Below are 16,818 nucleotides of genomic sequence, written 5' to 3'. Positions count from 1 at the left end.
CGCCATACCGGGCCGTGGCGGGGGCCGTTGTCACCACCTTGTGCCTGGTCTATCAGGGCCGGCTGCGGGGCGGGCCAAATATGTACCGACAACACCACGGCGGCCGCGCCGAGCGCGGCCGCCTTCAAATCGATTGTCCACGATCACCAATGCCGCGAAGGCACTTATTTCAACATCTCCGCATCCCTTGGCACGCCGGCATCGATCGGCTCGGCGGTCCTGCTCGAAACGGCCATGATCTTGCCGGCTGCCGACAAATTGGGGCGCACGAAGACCTGTGCGACACCGTTGACCCGGCTGTAAAGGTCGATGATGTCCTGGTTCATGAAGCGCACGCAGCCCGACGATGCATTCTTGCCGATGGAATCCCACTCCGGCGTGCCGTGCAGCCGGTACATCGTGTCCTTGCCGTCGCGGAAGAGATACAGCGCGCGGGCGCCGAGCGGGCTCTGCGGGCCGGGCGGCATGCCATCCTTGTATTTCGCCAGTTCCGGCCGGCGCTGGATCATTTCCGGAGGCGGTGTCCAGACCGGCCATTTCTTCCTCGCCTGAACCACGGCACTGCCGGTCCATCCGAAACCGGCCTTGCCAAGGCTGACGCCGTAGCGGATAGCCTTGCCGCCGTCGCCCACCAGATAGAGGAAGTGCTCGGAGGTATCGACGACGATCGTGCCGGGTCTCTCTCCGGTCGGGTCGGACACGATCTGGCGCACGAACTTCGGATCGAGCTTGGCGACCGGGATTGCCGGCAATTGATAGCCCTCGTCGACGCGCGCCGCATACATGCTTGCGGCATCGCCGAAAGCCGGATCGCTTGGCGGTGCAGCCACCGGCGGCGGCGCCACGTCCGTCGTGGTGCACGCCGAAAGAGCCACGGAGGCCGCGCCCAAGGCGGACGCACCGAGGAACGCGCGCCGGTTCAGGCGCGAGAAAAACAGCGGAATATCGGACATGAACCCCCCGGTCTATCCAAGATCTAGTAGGAATGCGGCCCCACGCATCGAGGATCAATATCCCATTCCTGAAGTTTTGAGAACATGATTAGATCAAGGCATGACCTGTCCAGTGGAGTCGGCAATCATCGCGGACCGGACTTGAGCAATTCCAGGAAAAGTGCGTAGCGGTTTTCCGTCCGGAATTGCGTCGAAACAAAGAGAGCGGTTCGCCGTTTCCGTGAAACGGTGAACTGCTCTTGAGATTAACCTTCGCCGAGTTGCCCGTCATGGACGAAAAAATGCCCTCGCGCCGGCGTACCGGCGACCTGACCAGCGGCCCGATCCCGCGCACACTTCTGCTGTTCGCGCTGCCGGTGCTCGGCTCCAACGTGCTGCAGTCGCTCAACGGGTCGATCAACGCCGTCTGGGTCGGCCGTTTCCTCGGCGAATCGGCGCTGACCGCCACCTCCAATGCCAACCTCGTCCTGTTCCTGATCCTCGGCACGGTGTTCGGCATCGGCATGGCTGCGACCATCCTGGTGGCCCAGTCGGTCGGCGCCCGCGACCTGCCGGAGGCACGTCGCATCGTCGGCACCAGCGCCACCTTCTTCTTCCTCGTCTCTGTGGTGTTCGCGGTCTGCGGCTGGATCTGGGTCGACGCCATCCTGGGCGCGCTGGGCACGCCGGCCGATGCCTTGCCGTTGGCCCGCTCCTACCTGCGCATCATCTTCGTGGCCGTGCCGATGATGAACCTTCTGTCCTTCGTCATGACCGTGCTGCGCGGTGCCGGCGATTCACGCACGCCCTTCTTTTTCATGGCGCTGGCCGTCGTCCTCGACATCGTCCTCAACCCGCTGCTCATCCGCGGCATCGGGCCATTTCCCGAACTCGGTATCGCGGGCTCCGCCACCTCCACGCTGATCGGCCAGACGGTGAGCGTGATCGCCATTCTGATCGTGCTCTATGTGCGCAAGCATCCGCTGCGGCTGGCCGGCGCCAACCTCGCTCTGCTGCGGCCCGACCCCACCCTGCTGCGCATCGTCGTCTTCAAGGGCGTGCCGATGGGCCTGCAGATGATCGTCATCTCGGCCGCTGCATTGACGGTGATGGGCATGGTCAATTCCTACGGTTCGCAGGTCGCCGCCGCCTACGGCATTGCTGCCCAGCTATGGACCTACATCCAGATGCCGGCGCTCGCCATCGGTGCCGCGGTCTCCTCGATGGCGGCGCAGAATGTCGGCGCCGGGCGCTGGGACCGGATCGGCCGCATCGCCGCCTCCGGCGTCGGCTTCAATCTGGTCCTGACTGGCGCGCTGGTTGCCGTGCTGTCGGTTTTCGACCGCTCGGTGCTGAGCTTGTTCCTGAGCAGCGACAGTGCCGCGATCGACATCGCTGTCCACATCAACACTGTCGCGTCGTGGTCGTTCATCCTGTTCGGCATCACCATCGTGCTGTTTGCCACGGTGCGCGCCACGGGCGCCGTGATGCCGCCGCTGATCATCCTGGTCATCTCGGTGCTGGTCGTGCGCACCGGCTTTGCCTATTTCATGCGTGGCGTGATCGGCGAGGAAGCGCTGTGGTGGAGTTTCCCGGCCGGTTCGATCACCTCGCTCGTGCTGGCCGCGGCCTATTACCGCTTCGGTCGCTGGCGCACCATGCACATGATCGAGGACAGGCCAGCCGCCGGCGAGCCGCCGGACACCGGGCTTGGCGTGCCGCGCGGACGCGCGCATCTTTCGCCTGAAACGCCGAACGGCTGAACCGTCCCCGCTGGCCAACCGCCCCCCGCTGGATGTCCGGATATCACCGCCTTTGTTTCAGTCCGAAGCCCAGCGCCAGCAGCGCAAAGGCTACAATCATGCAGGCAAACGCCAGGCTCGCGGCAACGGGACTGGCATAGGTCGACACGACGCCGATGCCGATGACGGGCAAGGCGTTGCCGACAAAGCAGCAGATGAAGAAGCTGGACACCACTTCGGCGCGGCGATCCTGCGGCGCGATCTCGTTCACCACCTGCAGCCCGCCACGATAGCCGAGCGCCGCCACCACGCCGCAGCAGGCTGTCGCCGCGATCATCAGCGCCAGCGAAGCCAGCATTTGCGCCGCCACCACCAACAAGACGCTTGGGATCATCAATGCCAGCGCAGCCAGCATCGCTTTGTTGCTCTTCATGCGCATCAGAACCACGATGCTGACCGCGGTGACGATCGCCAGTTCGAAGAACAGCGCGCCGGCGACGGCGTGATTGGTCTCATGCAGCTGCTGCGCCAGGATGCTCGGCGCCACGGCGGCATAGAAGCCGACCAGCGCCATCGCGCCAAAGCCGGTCACCGCCGGCGCGACGAAGCGCGCACGGATCACCTGCGGGACGGAGAATTGCGGCCGCAAGGAAATCCGCCCGAGGCGGCCCGGCTTCGCCACCGTTTCGCGGGTGCGCCAGACCAGGATCGTCACCACCGCGAGTGCCGCCAGGTAAACGATGAAGATCAGCCGCAACGGCCATGGCGCGTACTCAGCCAGAAGTCCTGAAATCAAGGCCCCGAAACCGAGGCCGAGGAAATTGGTGCTGGTGGCGATGACGCTGGCGCGCGACTTGTCCGCACCGGGAAGAAGCTCGGCAATCCATGCGGTTCCGGTCCCCGCGCCAACGCCGATGCCGAGCCCGCTCAGGATGCGGGCCACGTCGAGCGAGACGACGTTTCCGGCAAACAGGAAGACAAGCGCGCTGATGATGGCGACAAGCATGGCCGCCAGGCTCGCGGGCCGGCGGCCGACAACATCCGAGATGCCGCCCAGCGTCAGCAGTGCCGCCAGATTGCCGACGACATACACCGCGTAGATCAGCGTCAGCGTGATTTGTGAAAAGCCGAATTGCTGCTTGTAGACGATGTAGAGCGGCGTCAGCACGGTGCTGCCGGCAAACAGCACGGCAATCATCGCAGCGACGGTGGGGACTGCAAGTGCGTCGCCGCCGGCCCGTTCGTGCGTATGCGCAAAATCGCGAATGGCCATGGCCAACCTCGTCATCGATTTCGGGGATCGAGACTTTAACGCGGTTTCACCCACGACGTTTCGGCCGACGGGCAGGCTCCTGACAGCACGGTGGACATTGCCTGGACGGATATCCGACGGCTTGACGGGCTCGGATCGGGGCCAGCGGCTCCGATCCGTCATGACATCTATCGCTCAATTCCGAGCAATCTGCCTTACCGGCAGGGAAAGCCTGGTGCGATCTTGCACTTGCCGGGACGCGGCTTGTGCGGCGGGCGATGGTGCGGGGGGCGGTGCGGCCTGTGCTGCCAGTGCGGCGGCCGATGCGGCGGGCGCACGATGATGATCGGCGGGCGAACGATCTGGGACCGCTCGAGATAGCCGGCGCTAGCCCAGCCGCTGACGCCGCCGACATGGATTCTGCACCAGCCCGGCTGGCAGCCGGTGACATTCACCCTGAAGCCGGCGGGCAACGTTCCGACCTTGGCGTATCCAGCCCCCGGCCCGCTACGGACATTGAGGTTGGTTGTTGTGTGGGCGCTGTAGGCGAAGGCCGCGGCGGACGTCCCGAAGACCGCGGCCAGTATGGTCGCGATCACAAGCAGAAATCGAAATCTCATCAGTCCCTCCATTCGAACCCCGGCCGTTCGTCTGCTTCGGCCGAGGCTGCGCCGCAAGCGGAGAGGCCAAGCCAAGAAAAGTCAACATGTGGCCGCCGCAACCATTCCGACCAGCGGGGCTGATGCAGAAGTTTCCTTGGATATGGTTGAGGAAATTCTCCGGCGCCGTTTATCGGCCCTTCAATATCCGCTAACAGTTTACTGTCTTTCGACAATCCGGTGCGGCAAAGGTGGGATCCATGGGCAAAGGCAGGGTCGAGGCATTCACCGACGGCGTCGTGGCCATCATCATCACCATCATGGTGCTTGAGCTGAAAGTGCCGCATGGCGAGGATATCGCGGCCTTGTTGCCATTGTGGCCGGTCTTCTTCTGCTACGTGCTGTCCTTCATCAATGTCGGCATCTACTGGAACAATCTGCACAACATGTTCCACACCGTGCAGCGTGTCGACGGCCGCGTGCTGTGGGCGAACCTCAACCTGCTGTTCTGGCTGTCGCTGATGCCGGTGACGACGGCCTTCATGGGCGAGAACCACTTTGCGCCGGTGCCGGTCGCCGTCTATGGCATCGACTTGGCGCTATGCGCCATCGCCTATAAGATACTGGCCGCCGCGCTGCATCGCCTGCACGGCAATGACACGGCCTTTGCAAGGGCACTGGGCAACGATCGCAAGGGGAAGACCTCGCTGGCTATCTACATCGCAGCCGTCGTGCTGACCTTCGTCAGCCAATGGATCGGCGTCGCGCTTTATGTGCTGGTCGCGATGGTATGGCTCGTGCCGGATACGCGTTTCGCGCGGGTCATCGAAAAGTAGCCGCTATTGCGGTAGTGTCTCAGTTTGAAATGTGACCTTGCCGTTGTCGCATCCGGCCCCCGACTCCTATACGCTTAGCGGAAAGTATCCAGGAGACGTAGGGTCATGGGCATGACGACTGGCAAGCCTGAGCATGTCGCGACCGCTTTTGCGAATGCTTGGAACCGGCATGATATGGATGAGTTTGCATCTCTGTTCGCTCCTGATGCTAATTTCGTCAACGTCGTAGGCGTTTGGTGGAAGAACCGATCCGAAATCGAAGCGGCGCACCGAGCTACCCATGACACCATGTTTCGGGATAGTCGATTGGAAGGCGATGTCTCGTCGGTCGTGGAATTGGCTCCGGGGCTTGCTTCCGTTCATTACACTTGGACCCTCACGGGAGCATCTGCCCCGGACGGGTCCCCGGCAGGGCTTAGGAAAGGCATATTGCTTCTGATTGCCCAGGAAGGGCCGTCGGGATGGCGTATCAAGGTGGCTCAGAACACTGATATTGTTCCTGGCACAATCGTCCCAGCCGGCTCGAAAAGCTAACTCATGCCGACCGGACCTGAAGGCAAGAAGCGCGCCGCCAACATGACGCCAGAGCGGCGCACCTAGACTGAGACACTACCCTACTTTCGCATCGCTTTCAGCTTTTCCGCCACCGATGCGGCAAGGTCGGCATAGCGCTCCTCCAGCCGTTCCGCCGCCTTGATGATCGAGAAATCATGGCCGAACTTTTCCAGCGCCATGCGCAGCTTCTCGACGAACTCGGCTTGTTTCTCCAGCGCGGAAAACAGCGTCTTCACCTGCGCTTCGCTGATGTCGGGGTTGGCCAGCATCTGCGGCACCTCGCGCCCCATCTGGTCGCCGATAGCGGTCTGTTCTTTCAGAATTGCGACCCAGTCCGTCAATCAGGAAATCTCCATTTGCCCCGGCAAAAGTCTCCTTTTGCCAGGACAACATGCGCAGCCTCGACCGAACTGGTCAACCCAAACAGGGCGATCAGAGGCTTGCGCAAGCCCGTTCCAGCGCTAAGTTCGGCGCCATCGAAAGAAGGAACCATCGCCCATGATGACCGACGCCGAGATCCAGACAGTCCTGCCCGCGCTTAGCCGAGGCAACATCGCCGTCATCACCGGCGCCGCCAGCGGCATCGGTCTTGCAGCCGCCAAGCGGCTTGCATCGATGGGCATGAAGATCGTACTGGCCGACATTGGCGGCGCGCGCCTTGAACACGCCTCGCGCGCCGTCGCTGCGATCGCCGGCGACAATGCCGTACTTGCCGTCGACGCCGACGTTTCGAAGGCGGATGAGGTGGACCGTCTCGCCGAAAGGGCGTTCGGCGCCTTCGGCGATGTGTCGCTGCTGATGAACAATGCCGGAGTCGGCGACAACCCCGGAAAGCCCTGGGAAAACCGCGATGCCTGGAAACGGCTGCTGGACATCAATTTCTGGGGCGTCGTGCATGGCGTCGAGGCCTTCGCGCCCCGCATGCTGGCCTCGGCCAGGCCCGGCCTGATCATCAACACCGGCTCCAAGCAAGGCATCACCACGCCGCCCGGCAATTTTGCCTACAATGTCTCCAAGGCCGGGGTGAAGACCTTCACCGAAGGCCTGGCGCATGCGTTGCGCAACGAACCCGGCGCCCGTGTTGCCGGCCATCTGCTGATCCCCGGCTTCACCTTCACCGGCCTGACCGAAGGCGCGCATCGAGAACCGCCCTGCTCTGTCACGCTGGCATCCGGACTACAAGGAGCCTTTCGCGGCGTTCATGAAAGGCTGACTTTCAGGCCGCGTGCTTTTTCGGCCCGCGCTTCTGCGCCACGGCCTTTTTCGCCGCGGCGGCGGCGATCTGCTCGTCATGCCGCTTTGCAGCACGCTCGCATTTGGCGCGGATCTCCTCGACTTCGGTTTCGGTCAGATGTTCGATGCCGATGAAGTGGTTGTGGCCCTTGCCGACCCGGATCAGTTCGTCGAGCTTGGCCTGGATCGCGGCGCCGTCGCGATTCTGGGTGTTCTGGATGAGGAAGACCATCAGGAAGGTGACGATCGTCGTGCCTGTGTTGATGACGAGCTGCCAGGTGTCCGAAAAGCCGAAGAACGGACCGCTCACCGCCCAGACGACAATAATCAGGCAGCAGACGGCGAATGTCAGCGGCAGGCCGGTTATATGGGCGACCCAGTTGGCGATCTTGGTGAAAAGCTTTTCCATCTATCGAAACCCTCGATGCAGCGGCGCGATGAGAAACAACCGGCGACCGTTTCAGGTTCCCGGCGGAGACAAATACGTCAGGCACAATCGAATACACGCATAGAGAGAACGGGGCAGAAAACACACCTTATGGGTTTAATGTCACAGTAACCGTGCAGGCAAGTGTGCCTGTTCCTTCCGCCTCACAGCGGTTTACCTCCAGCCCCTTCCGCCGCGCCACCCCCGCATGGCGGAAGGGGCTTCAGTCCGGAGAGCGCGCAGAACGGTTCCCTGAAGCGGACGGCACCACGACCGCCAGATCCCCGATGCGCGGTTACCGACCGATCTTCCCAAAGTTCCATAATCTGCAGCCCGCCTCCATTGTCTCAAAGTCGCAAGCTGGCGTGGCGGGCACGCTCGCGGATCTCTTCGCGAGAAATGCCAGCGTCCGCCAATGTGCTGTCCGGGGCCCGCCTCAAGCTCGCAAGCGTCCGGCGATAGGCAAGCCAGCGGGCGAAATGGGATCGAAGTTCATACAACATGATCGTCTCCTTTGGCGCGCAGAATGGCGGCGCGCTCTGGTGGTCGAAGGCGCAAAGCATCTGCGCAAAGCGCATGCGCGATCGAAAGGATTGCGCTGGCTTGTCAGCCAGCCGAGGCGCTCGTCGGTATGCCGCCAAGCAGGATTGTCCAATGCTTCCAATGCCTGCATACTTGCGCGTGATGCCGGCTTCGCGCTACAGCCACGGTCGCAAGGAGTTTTTCATTTCTGCAAAATGGACATTGGCTGGGACGATCTAAGATTGTTTCTCGTCGTTGCGCGGCTGGGTGGCTTGAGCGCAGCGACGGGAACCACGCGCCTCAGCGCAGCCACCCTTGGACGACGCGTCACCGCGCTCGAAAGGCAGATCGGCGAACCGCTGTTCGTGCGTCAGCAGACCGGCTACCGGCTGACCCCGGTCGGTGAAGAACTGCTGCGGCGCGCCGAAGACGTCGAGGCAGCAATGCAGTCGCTGACCCGTTGGCGCGAAGGAAGCCTGCCCGACCGCATTGTCCGTGTGTCGGCCGGGCCGTGGACTTCGGCCTTCGTATCGGCCCATATCGGCGAGATCTGGACGGTCGACGACGGCATAAGGGTGGAGCTCGTCACCACCACCGACCGGGTCGACATCGGTCGCCGCGCCGCCGACATCGGCATTCGCAGCGACCGCCCGACCGAGCAGTGGCTGGCCGGCCGTCAGAGCGGCAAGGTCGCTCATGCCATTTATTCCGGACGCCACCTGATCAATGGCATCGCCGCCGGCTTGTTCGTCGGCGTCACCGGCGAAGGGGCGAACATTGCCTCGGCGCGCTGGCTACAAGCCCATCACGGCGACCGCATCGCCGTGCGCGGCAACAACACCCATTCGGTACGCGAACTGGTGGCCGCCGGCGCCGGCCTTTCGGTCTTTCCGTGCTTCGTCGGTGACGGCGACCCACGGCTGGTTCGCGTCGCTCAGCCTATCCCCGAACTCGAAACCGACCAATGGATCGTCACCCATCACGAGGAACGTCACTCCCCGCCGGTACGAAAGGTCGCCGACCGGATTTCCGCCTTGATGCGGGCGCACCAGCCGCTGTTTCGTGGCGAGACGCCGATCCGGTAAGCCTCGGGCGTCGATCGGTCGCCAACCGAGCCGCATGCCGGCGCCCGAACCGATCAGCAACACGCGCCCGGAACAAGAGCATCTGCGGGAGGTCAGATCCCGTCGTTTTCCCAGCGATCGAGGAAGGCTTCGATCGTCATCGCCTGCATGTCGGGAACCGCTCTGGCGAGCTTTTCGACCGGCCAGTCCCACCAGGCGAGAGCTTCGATCCGCACCGCAATATCCGGAGCGAAGCGTGGCCGGAGTGCCTTCGCCGGCACGCCTGCGACGATTGCATAGGGCGGCACATCCTGCGTCACCACCGCGTTGGCGCCGACCACCGCGCCATTGCCGATGGTGACCCCGGGCATGATCACCGCGCCGTGGCCGATCCAGACATCATGGCCGATGGTCACGGCTTTCGCCTGCCGCCGCGCGCGGAATGCAGCATCGACGCCCAGCCAGCGAAAATACTCGTTCGGCCGGTAGCTGACCTTGTGCTGGGTCAGCCGCTCGATGGGATGTTCCAGCGCGTTGATACGGCTGTTGGCGGCGATCGAGCAGAATTTTCCGATCGTCGTGTAGATCGCTTCGCAGTGGCGTTCGAAATAGGAGAAGTCGCCGACCGTGACCTCGCGCAGCACCACCCGCTCGCCGATCGAGGCATAACGGCCGAGTTTGCACGCCTTCAGTTCCGCGGTCGGATGGATGCGCGGCTCGGAATCCTTCGGGACGAGATTTTCGGAACGATCCATGCCGGCGGCTTTACGTCAGAGCGATTGGTCCCGCAAGCGAGACCAATCGTCCGTCTACCGGTTCCGCGAAAGAGCTGAAGCCCCTATTGCGGTTTGCCTTTGCTCCACACCACGTTCTGGCCGTAGAGTGGCACGGTGGTGACCGACATTTTGGCCGAGCCGTTCTGCACCTGGCGCGAATGCGAGAGATAAATCAGCGTCTCGTTGGCCTTGTCGTAGATGCGATTGACCACCTGCTTCTTCCAGATCAGGCTGATGCCTTGCTTGAACACTTCCTCGCCGCCTTCGCCCGTGTCGATGTCGCCGATGATGATCGGACCGGTCTGGCGGCAGGAGATCGAGGAATCGGAGGGATCCTCGAACCAGTTGCCCTTGTGCAGGCGATCGATAATGCCGCGATCGAAATAGGACACGTGGCAGGTCACCCCCTCCACCTTCGGGTCCTTGATCGCCTCGACGATGATGTCGTTGCCGAGCCAGTCGACCCCGACCTTGCCGACTTCATCGGCAAGGGCCGCACCGGCGCCGAGGACAAGGCACGCGGCTAAGGCGCCGCCGACCAGTTTTTGCCCAATCGATCCTTGCAAGATAGCCTCCGGGGGTTCGAGTTTGCCGGTCTCAGGTGGGGCGAAGAGCACGGCATTGCAAGCGGCGGCACCGGATGAAAACGCCACATCCGCCATGGCCGGTTGCGTCAACGCGGCACCTTTGCGTGTACCCGGTCAAACCGCTAAGACTGTTCGCCGAACCAAGGGCTCGCCTTGGCCGGCACGCCGAAGAAATTGCAAGACGGACTTTTCTGATGATGCGTTCTATCCTGGTCGGCATTCTCGTCCTTATGGCGGCTGGCATTGGCTGGCTGACCTTCGACTGGTATCGCGGCCACTATGGCGGCGAGCCCTTCGGTGCCGCCTTCACCCTGGTCGACCAGAAAGGCGCGCCGATCACCGAAGCCGCCTTCAGGGGCCAGCCCAGCGCCGTCTTCTTCGGCTTCACCCATTGCCCCGAGGTTTGCCCGACCACGCTGTTCGAGCTGGCCGGCTGGCTTAAGACGCTCGGCGACGACGGCAAGAACCTGCACGCCTATTTCGTCTCGGTCGATCCGGAGCGCGACACGCCAGAGGTGATGAACGCCTATGTCAGCAATTTCTCCGACCGGATCACCGGTATCACGGGCGATCCCGACAAGGTCCATGCCATGGCCAAGTCGTTCGGCATCTACTGGAAGAAAGTCGACACCGGCGGCGACTACACCATGGATCACACCGCGTCGGTGCTGCTGCTCGACGCAAGGGGCGACTTTGCCGGCACCATCGCCTATGGCGAAAGCTCGGAAACGGCCGTCGCCAAACTGAAGCGGCTGGCGGCGAAGGGCTGATCACCATTTCATGACCCAGACGCGCCTGTATTTCACCACCGGAAAGATCGAGTCCGTCAGCATCTTCGCGGCGCTCGAGGCAGCCTTCGAGGATGAAGGCTTGCCGATCGCCGTGCTGGAAGTCGATGAGGACAAAGATATCCACGAAGTGTCGCTCTACGCCGATGGCGACGTCGATGCGGTCGAGGCCCGCTTGAAGGACACCCTTGCCGGGCTTTCCCTGTCTAAGCCGATCGAGCGCGAGGCCCTGCCCGATATCGACTGGGTGGCGCGCTCTCTGGAAGGGTTGAAGCCGGTGCGTGCCGGTCGTTTCTTCGTCCACGGCGCACATGATCGCCGCAAGCGCCGCAGCGGCGAACTCGCCATCGAGATCGAGGCCGGCCTCGCCTTCGGCACCGGCCACCACGGCACCACGGCCGGCTGCCTGGAAATGCTGGAAAGAGTAGTTCGGCGCGAACGCCCGCGCAATGCGCTCGACCTCGGCACCGGTAGTGCCGTGCTGGCGATTGCCGTCGCCAAGCTGGCGCATATTCCGGTACTGGCCACCGACATCGATCCGGTGGCGGTGAGAGTCGCCGCCGCCAATGCGCGGCTCAACCACGTCAAGACGTTGGTGGAAACAGTGACCGCGCCGGGCTTTCACCAGCCGATCTTCGGCAAGCGCGCGCCTTTCGATCTGATCGTCGCCAACATACTGGCACGGCCGCTGATGCGGCTGGCGCCGCAAATGGCCGATCACATCGCGCTTGGCGGCTCGATCGTGCTGTCAGGCATCCTCGAGCGCCAGCGCGACGCCGTCGTCTCGGCCTATGTCGGCCAGAACTTCCGCCATATCAAAACCTTGCACCGCGAGGGCTGGGTGACGATCCATCTCAAGCATTGAGGGCCGGCACGACCGGGCCTGGACCAAGTTCCGCAGGTTGTCAGTCAAGCGATGGTGTAGCAGTTTGCGCCAGCTGGAAATCGATTCCGATTTCCGCGACCGTGCGCTACGGTTGCGCTGATTGCAGGAGGCCCCACCATGTTCCAGACCTTCGATTCTGCGGGCGACCCGGCCGTCGGCAAACCGCGTGTGGCGCTGCTGCGCCAATGGCTTGAAGCCAACGGGCTGGACGGCTTCATCGTGCCACGCGCCGACGAACATCAGGGTGAATATGTCGCCGATCGTTCGGCGCGGCTGAAATGGCTGACCGGCTTCAGCGGTTCGGCCGGCGTCGCTATCGTCCTGCGCGACCGCGCCTTCATCTTCGTCGACGGACGCTACACGCTGCAAGTGCGCAGCGAGGTCGATCTCGACATCTTTTCGATCGAAAGCCTGGTCGACAACCCGCCCGCCGTCTGGCTCAAGGATAACATCGGCAAGGGCGCACGGCTGGGCTTCGACCCATGGCTGCACACGATCAGCGACGTCAAGGCGCTGCAGGCCTCGGCCGACAAGTCGGGCGCGGTGCTGGTGCCGCTCGACAAGAACCCGATCGACATCATCTGGGAGGATCAGCCCGACGCGCCGATGGCACCTGTCGAACTTCACCCGATCGGTTTTGCCGGCGAACTTGCCAAGGACAAACTGGCGCGGCTGGCAAGTGCGATCGGCAAGGACGGCGCCACCCACGCCGTGCTGACCGACCCCTCCTCCATCGCCTGGGCCTTCAACATCCGCGGCGGCGACGTGCCGCACACGCCGCTGGCGCTCGGCTTCGCCATCCTCGCCGCCGATGGGTCGCATCAGCTTTTCATGGACCGGCGCAAATTCTCGCGCCAGGTCGAGGCCTACCTCACCCAGCTCGCCGAGCCGCATGAGCCCGGCGAATTCGAAGCGGCTATCGTGTCCCTCGCCAAGGGCGGCGCGAAAATCGCGCTCGACCCGGTGCTGGCAGCCGACAGGCTGCGCATGCTGGTCGAGAGCAACGGCGGCACGGTGATTGCAGCGCCTGACCCCGCCCGCATCCCGCGCGCCACCAAGAACAAGGCCGAGATCAACGGCTCGCGTGCCGCGCATCGCCGCGACGGCGCCGCCGTGGCGAAGCTTTTGTGCTGGCTGGAGCGGCAGAAGCCCGGCTCGCTCGACGAGATATCCGTCGTCACCAGGCTGGAGGAGACGCGCCGGCGGACGGGCGAGGAAACCCAGATGCCGCTGCGCGACAACTCCTTCGACACCATTTCCGGCGCCGGCCCGAACGGCGCCATCATGCACTACCGCGTATCGCGCGCCACCAACCGCAAGCTTAAGGCCGGCGAACTGTTCCTGCTCGATTCCGGTGCGCAGTATCAGGACGGTACCACCGACATCACCCGCACCGTACCGATCGGCCAGCCGACGCAGGAGATGCGCGAACGCTTCACGCTGGTGCTGAAAGGCATGATCGGCATTTCCACGTTGCGCTTCCCCGCCGGCACGCGCGGCTCGGAAATCGACGCCGTCGCCCGCATCGCGCTGTGGAAGCATGGCTGCGACTTCGCCCACGGCACCGGCCATGGCGTCGGCTCATATCTGGCCGTGCACGAAGGCCCGCAGCGCATTGCCCGCACCGGCACCGAAAAGCTGCTCGAAGGCATGATGCTGTCCAACGAGCCCGGCTACTACAAGGAAGGCGCCTACGGTATCCGCATCGAGAACCTCATCCTGGTGACGCCCGCGGAAGAGGTCGAGGGCGGCGACATCGCCATGCACGGCTTCGAGACGCTGACACTGGCGCCGATCGACACCCGCCTAGTGCGCACCGATCTCCTGACGCGCGACGAGCTGCATTGGCTCGACACATACCATGCCCGGGTGCTGGCCGAGATCGGGCCGATGCTCGACGGCGAAACGCTGGCCTGGCTAGGCAAGGCCACCGCGCCATTGCCGCACGATCTCAAGCAGTAGTCGCGGCGGCACCCTTGCTTGGTATTGGTGTGCCTTGCTCCGTAAGCAGCTCCCGCAAAGCCTGGACGTTGGGAGAGCCTGCTCCCTTGCGCCAAAACAATACCGTCAGGGCACTGTCCTCGTCTGAAGGCAGTTCATGCACCTGCAGCCTGCCACCTTCAGGGAAGCCCTTGAGCACGCTTTTGGGCATCAGCGCTATGCCCATGCCAGCCGCCACGCAACCGAGCATCGCATGATATGAACCGAGTTCGACGATTTGCTCGGCCATGAAGCCTCGGCGCGCATACCATTCCTCCAGCCGCCTGCGATGTGGACAACCATGCTCGAAGGCTAGCATGGTTTTGGGCATGTCGCTGCGGTCCTCAATCGAACCGCGCGATGCCGCCGAGACAATGACCAACTCCTCGCGAAATGCAGCCTGCTTCTCGAACGGAGCGTCTGCGAGCGGTTCGGCCGCGAGCGCAGCGTCGAGTTCGCCGGCGAGCATGGCGACCGCGAGAACCTGCGGGTTGCCGGTTCGCAGTTGGATCTCCACCTCGGGATAGCGTGCGTGATACTCGGCGAGCAGGCCAGGAAGCCGAGTTGCGGCGGTGCTCTCCATAGCGCCAAGTCGCAACGCACCGCGTGGGCGCGGATCGAGGACCGCCGTTCGCGCTTCCTCGGCAAGCGCCAGCAACCGGTCCGCGTAGAGAACCAATCTTCGGCCGGCGGCCGACACCTGCAGCCGCTTGCCTTCGCGGATAAACAGCCGCACCCCCAGGTCCTCTTCAAGCTGCCGGATGCGAGTGGTCACGTTGGACTGCACGCGAAACAGCTTTTCCGCTGCCTTGGTGATACCGCCCTCGCGCACCACCATGCGAAAGATCCGAAGGTCGGCCAAGTCCATACATCTCTCCCGGAGAATAAAATGATCTTAATAATTCATTTTATCTGATGATCAACGGCGCGTAAATCGCCTGTTATTGACGCCGATTCGGGCGGTCAACCACGGGAGATGGAAATGTCACCTGAACCTCTCGGCCGCTGGCCGATCGATCTTGGCGAATTGACTCCAATGCAGCGCAACGCCCTTTACACCAGCGTTGTGCGTCGCGCCCATCAGGAGAGATCGGAGGCAATTCGGCTGAGCGCGGTGTGGATCGGTTCGATTTTTAAGAAGCGCCTGACAGGAATTATTGCTTGATCACTATGTATGGCGGCGCTGCGTAAGTGAGCATACGTGGACTAACTATGACAAAAAGTCAGCTGACGATCTGCCGAGCAACGATCAACACCGCCGCCCCCGCCAGGAACATCGCCATCAACCCACCGCGCAGCGAAACCACTGATGTGACGGCCAATGCCGCCCATTCCGCAGGGCCGGCGTTCAACAGCTCCGGCGCCACCAGCGTCGTCAGCACTGCCGCCGGCACGGCATTGAGGCCGGCTTCCACACGCGGATGGATGGTGTCGAAGCGGGAGATGACCAGATGCCCGCCGATGCGGGTCAGATAGGTCGCGATCGCGCCGGCGATGATGATCCAGAATGTCGTGCTCATGGCCGTGCCTTCACGCCGCTGTGGTGGGGTGGCAGGATGACGGCAAGCAGCACACCGGCAATCGCGCCGATCGAGACATGCCAGGGCGAGCCCACCGTCTTGTAGGCGATGATCGAGGCCGCAGCGCTGGCGATGACCACCGGCAGCCACAGCGGCCGCTTGCGGAAGCCCAGAACCAGACCAAGAAAATAGATCGGCAGCAGGAAATCGATGCCCAGCGCATGCGTATCGGGAATAAGCTTGCCGAACACCGCGCCGAGCGCGCTTTCGACGATCCAGAACAGATAGACCGGCAGACCGAGGCCAAGATACCAGGCGAAGCCGACCGTCTGGCCGGATTGCGCCCTCGCCTCGGCCACCGCGAATTGCGGATCGGTGAGGATGAAATAGCCGATCGCTTGGCTGATGATAGGCCAGTGCGCGATGCGCCGGCCGATGCCGGCGGAATAGAGCACATGGCGGAAATTGACGGCGAAGATCGACAGCACGACCAGCCACGGCGCGACATGCTGGCCGAACAGCTGGATGCCGACCATCTGGCTGGCGCCGCCATAGACCAGCGCGCTCATCAGGAAGGCTTCCAGGACCGAGAAGCCGTTGTCGACAGCGAGCGCGCCGAACAGCACTGCAAACGGCGCCGATGCCACCACGACCGGCATCGAGAGCCGCACGCCCTGCCAGAAATCGCTGCTCACGGAATTCGCGGTCAAAGTCTCAGCCGACATGTCACATTCCTAACGTCGCGCCGGTATTTAGGGGTGCGCGGTTGAAAAGTCAGACGAATTCGCTTGAGCCAACACATCAGCGAAACTGATATGCCCTGGATCGAGCAAGGTCGCGATACGCGCCCTTCGGGATTTCCTGATTCAGTTGGCTCCCGGGTGGCGCAGATGCCTGTGCTTCATCGGCTGTGCACGATGACGGCAGGGCCCGAAACGCAAAACCCGCCTCTGCGGCGGGTCGTTGGCGCGAATCAGCACCATGGCTAAATAGATAGCATAACTGCCCTCACAAAGCAACCAGGCCGTGCATCGGCCCCAGGGCAATCGCTTCGGGTTAACGGGAGGTGCGTATGGGATGCGAATGTGATTCATGAGGGGCTTCGTGATTTGCGGAGCC

19 protein-coding genes and 1 pseudogene are annotated in these 16,818 nt (G+C 63.1%); 9 read left to right on the top strand and 11 right to left on the bottom strand.

What is annotated here, in order from left to right:
- Positions 1-164 precede the first annotated feature (164 nt).
- A complete protein-coding gene (locus NKJ06_RS29400) occupies positions 165-953 on the bottom strand; it encodes a L,D-transpeptidase (RefSeq protein WP_352633605.1) in 789 nt (262 codons plus the stop codon).
- Between the two features lie 269 nt (positions 954-1,222).
- Between NKJ06_RS29400 and NKJ06_RS29395 the strand changes: the two genes are divergently transcribed.
- Positions 1,223-2,695 (top strand): MATE family efflux transporter, encoded by a 1,473-nt coding sequence (locus NKJ06_RS29395; protein ID WP_352633602.1) that lies wholly within the window; start codon positions 1,223-1,225, stop codon positions 2,693-2,695.
- A 43-nt stretch (positions 2,696-2,738) separates the two neighbouring features.
- On the opposite strand, the gene NKJ06_RS29390 is transcribed toward NKJ06_RS29395, so the two are convergent.
- Entirely contained in the window at positions 2,739-3,947 is a 1,209-nt protein-coding gene (locus NKJ06_RS29390) for an MFS transporter (RefSeq protein ID WP_352633600.1), read from the bottom strand.
- 194 nt (positions 3,948-4,141) lie between these two features.
- Positions 4,142-4,546 carry an SH3 domain-containing protein gene (locus NKJ06_RS29385; protein WP_352633598.1) on the bottom strand — a complete coding sequence of 135 codons (405 nt, stop codon included), beginning with the start codon at positions 4,544-4,546 and terminating at the stop codon, positions 4,142-4,144.
- Positions 4,547-4,785: 239 nt separating this feature from the next.
- On the opposite strand from NKJ06_RS29385, the gene NKJ06_RS29380 reads away from it, so the two are divergent.
- Together NKJ06_RS29380 and NKJ06_RS29375 are read left to right on the top strand one after the other, a co-directional pair.
- Entirely contained in the window at positions 4,786-5,361 is a 576-nt protein-coding gene (locus tag NKJ06_RS29380; RefSeq protein WP_352633596.1) for a TMEM175 family protein, read from the top strand.
- A gap of 105 nt (positions 5,362-5,466) precedes the next feature.
- The gene (locus NKJ06_RS29375; RefSeq protein ID WP_352633595.1) at positions 5,467-5,895 is read left to right on the top strand and encodes an SgcJ/EcaC family oxidoreductase; all 429 of its coding nucleotides are present in this window, start codon (positions 5,467-5,469) and stop codon (positions 5,893-5,895) included.
- Positions 5,896-5,975: 80 nt separating this feature from the next.
- Here NKJ06_RS29375 and NKJ06_RS29370 read toward each other — a convergent pair whose 3' ends face one another.
- Positions 5,976-6,257, bottom strand: a complete 282-nt coding sequence (locus NKJ06_RS29370) for a hypothetical protein (protein ID WP_352633593.1) — start codon at positions 6,255-6,257, stop codon at positions 5,976-5,978.
- 157 nt (positions 6,258-6,414) lie between these two features.
- Between NKJ06_RS29370 and NKJ06_RS29365 the strand changes: the two are divergent.
- A pseudogene (locus tag NKJ06_RS29365) lies at positions 6,415-7,129 on the top strand (SDR family NAD(P)-dependent oxidoreductase).
- A gap of 3 nt (positions 7,130-7,132) precedes the next feature.
- On the opposite strand, the gene NKJ06_RS29360 reads toward NKJ06_RS29365, so the two are convergent.
- The gene (locus NKJ06_RS29360; RefSeq protein ID WP_352633591.1) at positions 7,133-7,558 is read right to left on the bottom strand and encodes a low affinity iron permease family protein; all 426 of its coding nucleotides are present in this window, start codon (positions 7,556-7,558) and stop codon (positions 7,133-7,135) included.
- Positions 7,559-7,923: 365 nt separating this feature from the next.
- Positions 7,924-8,079: a YjiS-like domain-containing protein gene (locus tag NKJ06_RS29355; RefSeq protein WP_245266380.1), complete on the bottom strand. Its 156-nt coding sequence runs from the start codon at positions 8,077-8,079 to the stop codon at positions 7,924-7,926.
- Between NKJ06_RS29355 and NKJ06_RS29350 the strand changes: the two genes are divergently transcribed.
- A complete protein-coding gene (locus tag NKJ06_RS29350) occupies positions 8,056-9,183 on the top strand; it encodes a LysR family transcriptional regulator (protein ID WP_352633589.1) in 1,128 nt (375 codons plus the stop codon). The genes NKJ06_RS29355 and NKJ06_RS29350 overlap by 24 nt on opposite strands.
- 92 nt (positions 9,184-9,275) lie before the next feature.
- On the opposite strand, the gene NKJ06_RS29345 is transcribed toward NKJ06_RS29350, so the two are convergent.
- Both NKJ06_RS29345 and NKJ06_RS29340 read right to left on the bottom strand, forming a co-directional pair.
- Positions 9,276-9,917, bottom strand: a complete 642-nt coding sequence (locus NKJ06_RS29345; RefSeq protein ID WP_352633587.1) for a transferase hexapeptide repeat family protein — start codon at positions 9,915-9,917, stop codon at positions 9,276-9,278.
- Positions 9,918-10,000: 83 nt separating this feature from the next.
- Complete coding sequence (locus NKJ06_RS29340; RefSeq protein WP_352633585.1) at positions 10,001-10,504, bottom strand: CreA family protein; 504 nt, start codon at positions 10,502-10,504, stop codon at positions 10,001-10,003.
- A 215-nt stretch (positions 10,505-10,719) separates the two neighbouring features.
- Between NKJ06_RS29340 and NKJ06_RS29335 the strand changes: the two genes are divergently transcribed.
- The 3 genes from NKJ06_RS29335 (at position 10,720) to NKJ06_RS29325 (ending at position 14,161) form a co-directional block, all read left to right on the top strand.
- Positions 10,720-11,295 carry an SCO family protein gene (locus NKJ06_RS29335; protein ID WP_352633583.1) on the top strand — a complete coding sequence of 192 codons (576 nt, stop codon included), beginning with the start codon at positions 10,720-10,722 and terminating at the stop codon, positions 11,293-11,295.
- 10 nt (positions 11,296-11,305) lie between these two features.
- Positions 11,306-12,178 carry a 50S ribosomal protein L11 methyltransferase gene (locus tag NKJ06_RS29330; RefSeq protein ID WP_352633581.1) on the top strand — a complete coding sequence of 291 codons (873 nt, stop codon included), beginning with the start codon at positions 11,306-11,308 and terminating at the stop codon, positions 12,176-12,178.
- Between the two features lie 138 nt (positions 12,179-12,316).
- A complete protein-coding gene (locus NKJ06_RS29325) occupies positions 12,317-14,161 on the top strand; it encodes an aminopeptidase P family protein (RefSeq protein ID WP_352633579.1) in 1,845 nt (614 codons plus the stop codon).
- Here the strand turns inward: NKJ06_RS29325 and NKJ06_RS29320 are convergent.
- Positions 14,151-15,047: a LysR family transcriptional regulator gene (locus NKJ06_RS29320; RefSeq protein WP_352633577.1), complete on the bottom strand. Its 897-nt coding sequence runs from the start codon at positions 15,045-15,047 to the stop codon at positions 14,151-14,153. The genes NKJ06_RS29325 and NKJ06_RS29320 overlap by 11 nt on opposite strands.
- 114 nt (positions 15,048-15,161) lie before the next feature.
- Between NKJ06_RS29320 and NKJ06_RS29315 the strand changes: the two genes are divergently transcribed.
- Positions 15,162-15,344, top strand: coding sequence for a hypothetical protein (locus tag NKJ06_RS29315; protein WP_352633576.1), 183 nt, complete (start codon positions 15,162-15,164; stop codon positions 15,342-15,344).
- Between the two features lie 58 nt (positions 15,345-15,402).
- On the opposite strand, the gene NKJ06_RS29310 is transcribed toward NKJ06_RS29315, so the two are convergent.
- The gene (locus NKJ06_RS29310) at positions 15,403-15,699 is read right to left on the bottom strand and encodes an AzlD family protein (protein ID WP_352633575.1); all 297 of its coding nucleotides are present in this window, start codon (positions 15,697-15,699) and stop codon (positions 15,403-15,405) included.
- Positions 15,696-16,424: an AzlC family ABC transporter permease gene (locus tag NKJ06_RS29305; RefSeq protein WP_352633573.1), complete on the bottom strand. Its 729-nt coding sequence runs from the start codon at positions 16,422-16,424 to the stop codon at positions 15,696-15,698. The genes NKJ06_RS29310 and NKJ06_RS29305 overlap by 4 nt, the downstream gene beginning before the upstream one ends.
- Positions 16,425-16,818 lie beyond the last annotated feature (394 nt).

This window comes from Mesorhizobium sp. M0293, assembly GCF_040321735.1.
Lineage (GTDB): Bacteria > Pseudomonadota > Alphaproteobacteria > Rhizobiales > Rhizobiaceae > Mesorhizobium.
This window is presented reverse-complemented; position numbering and strand designations above follow the sequence as displayed.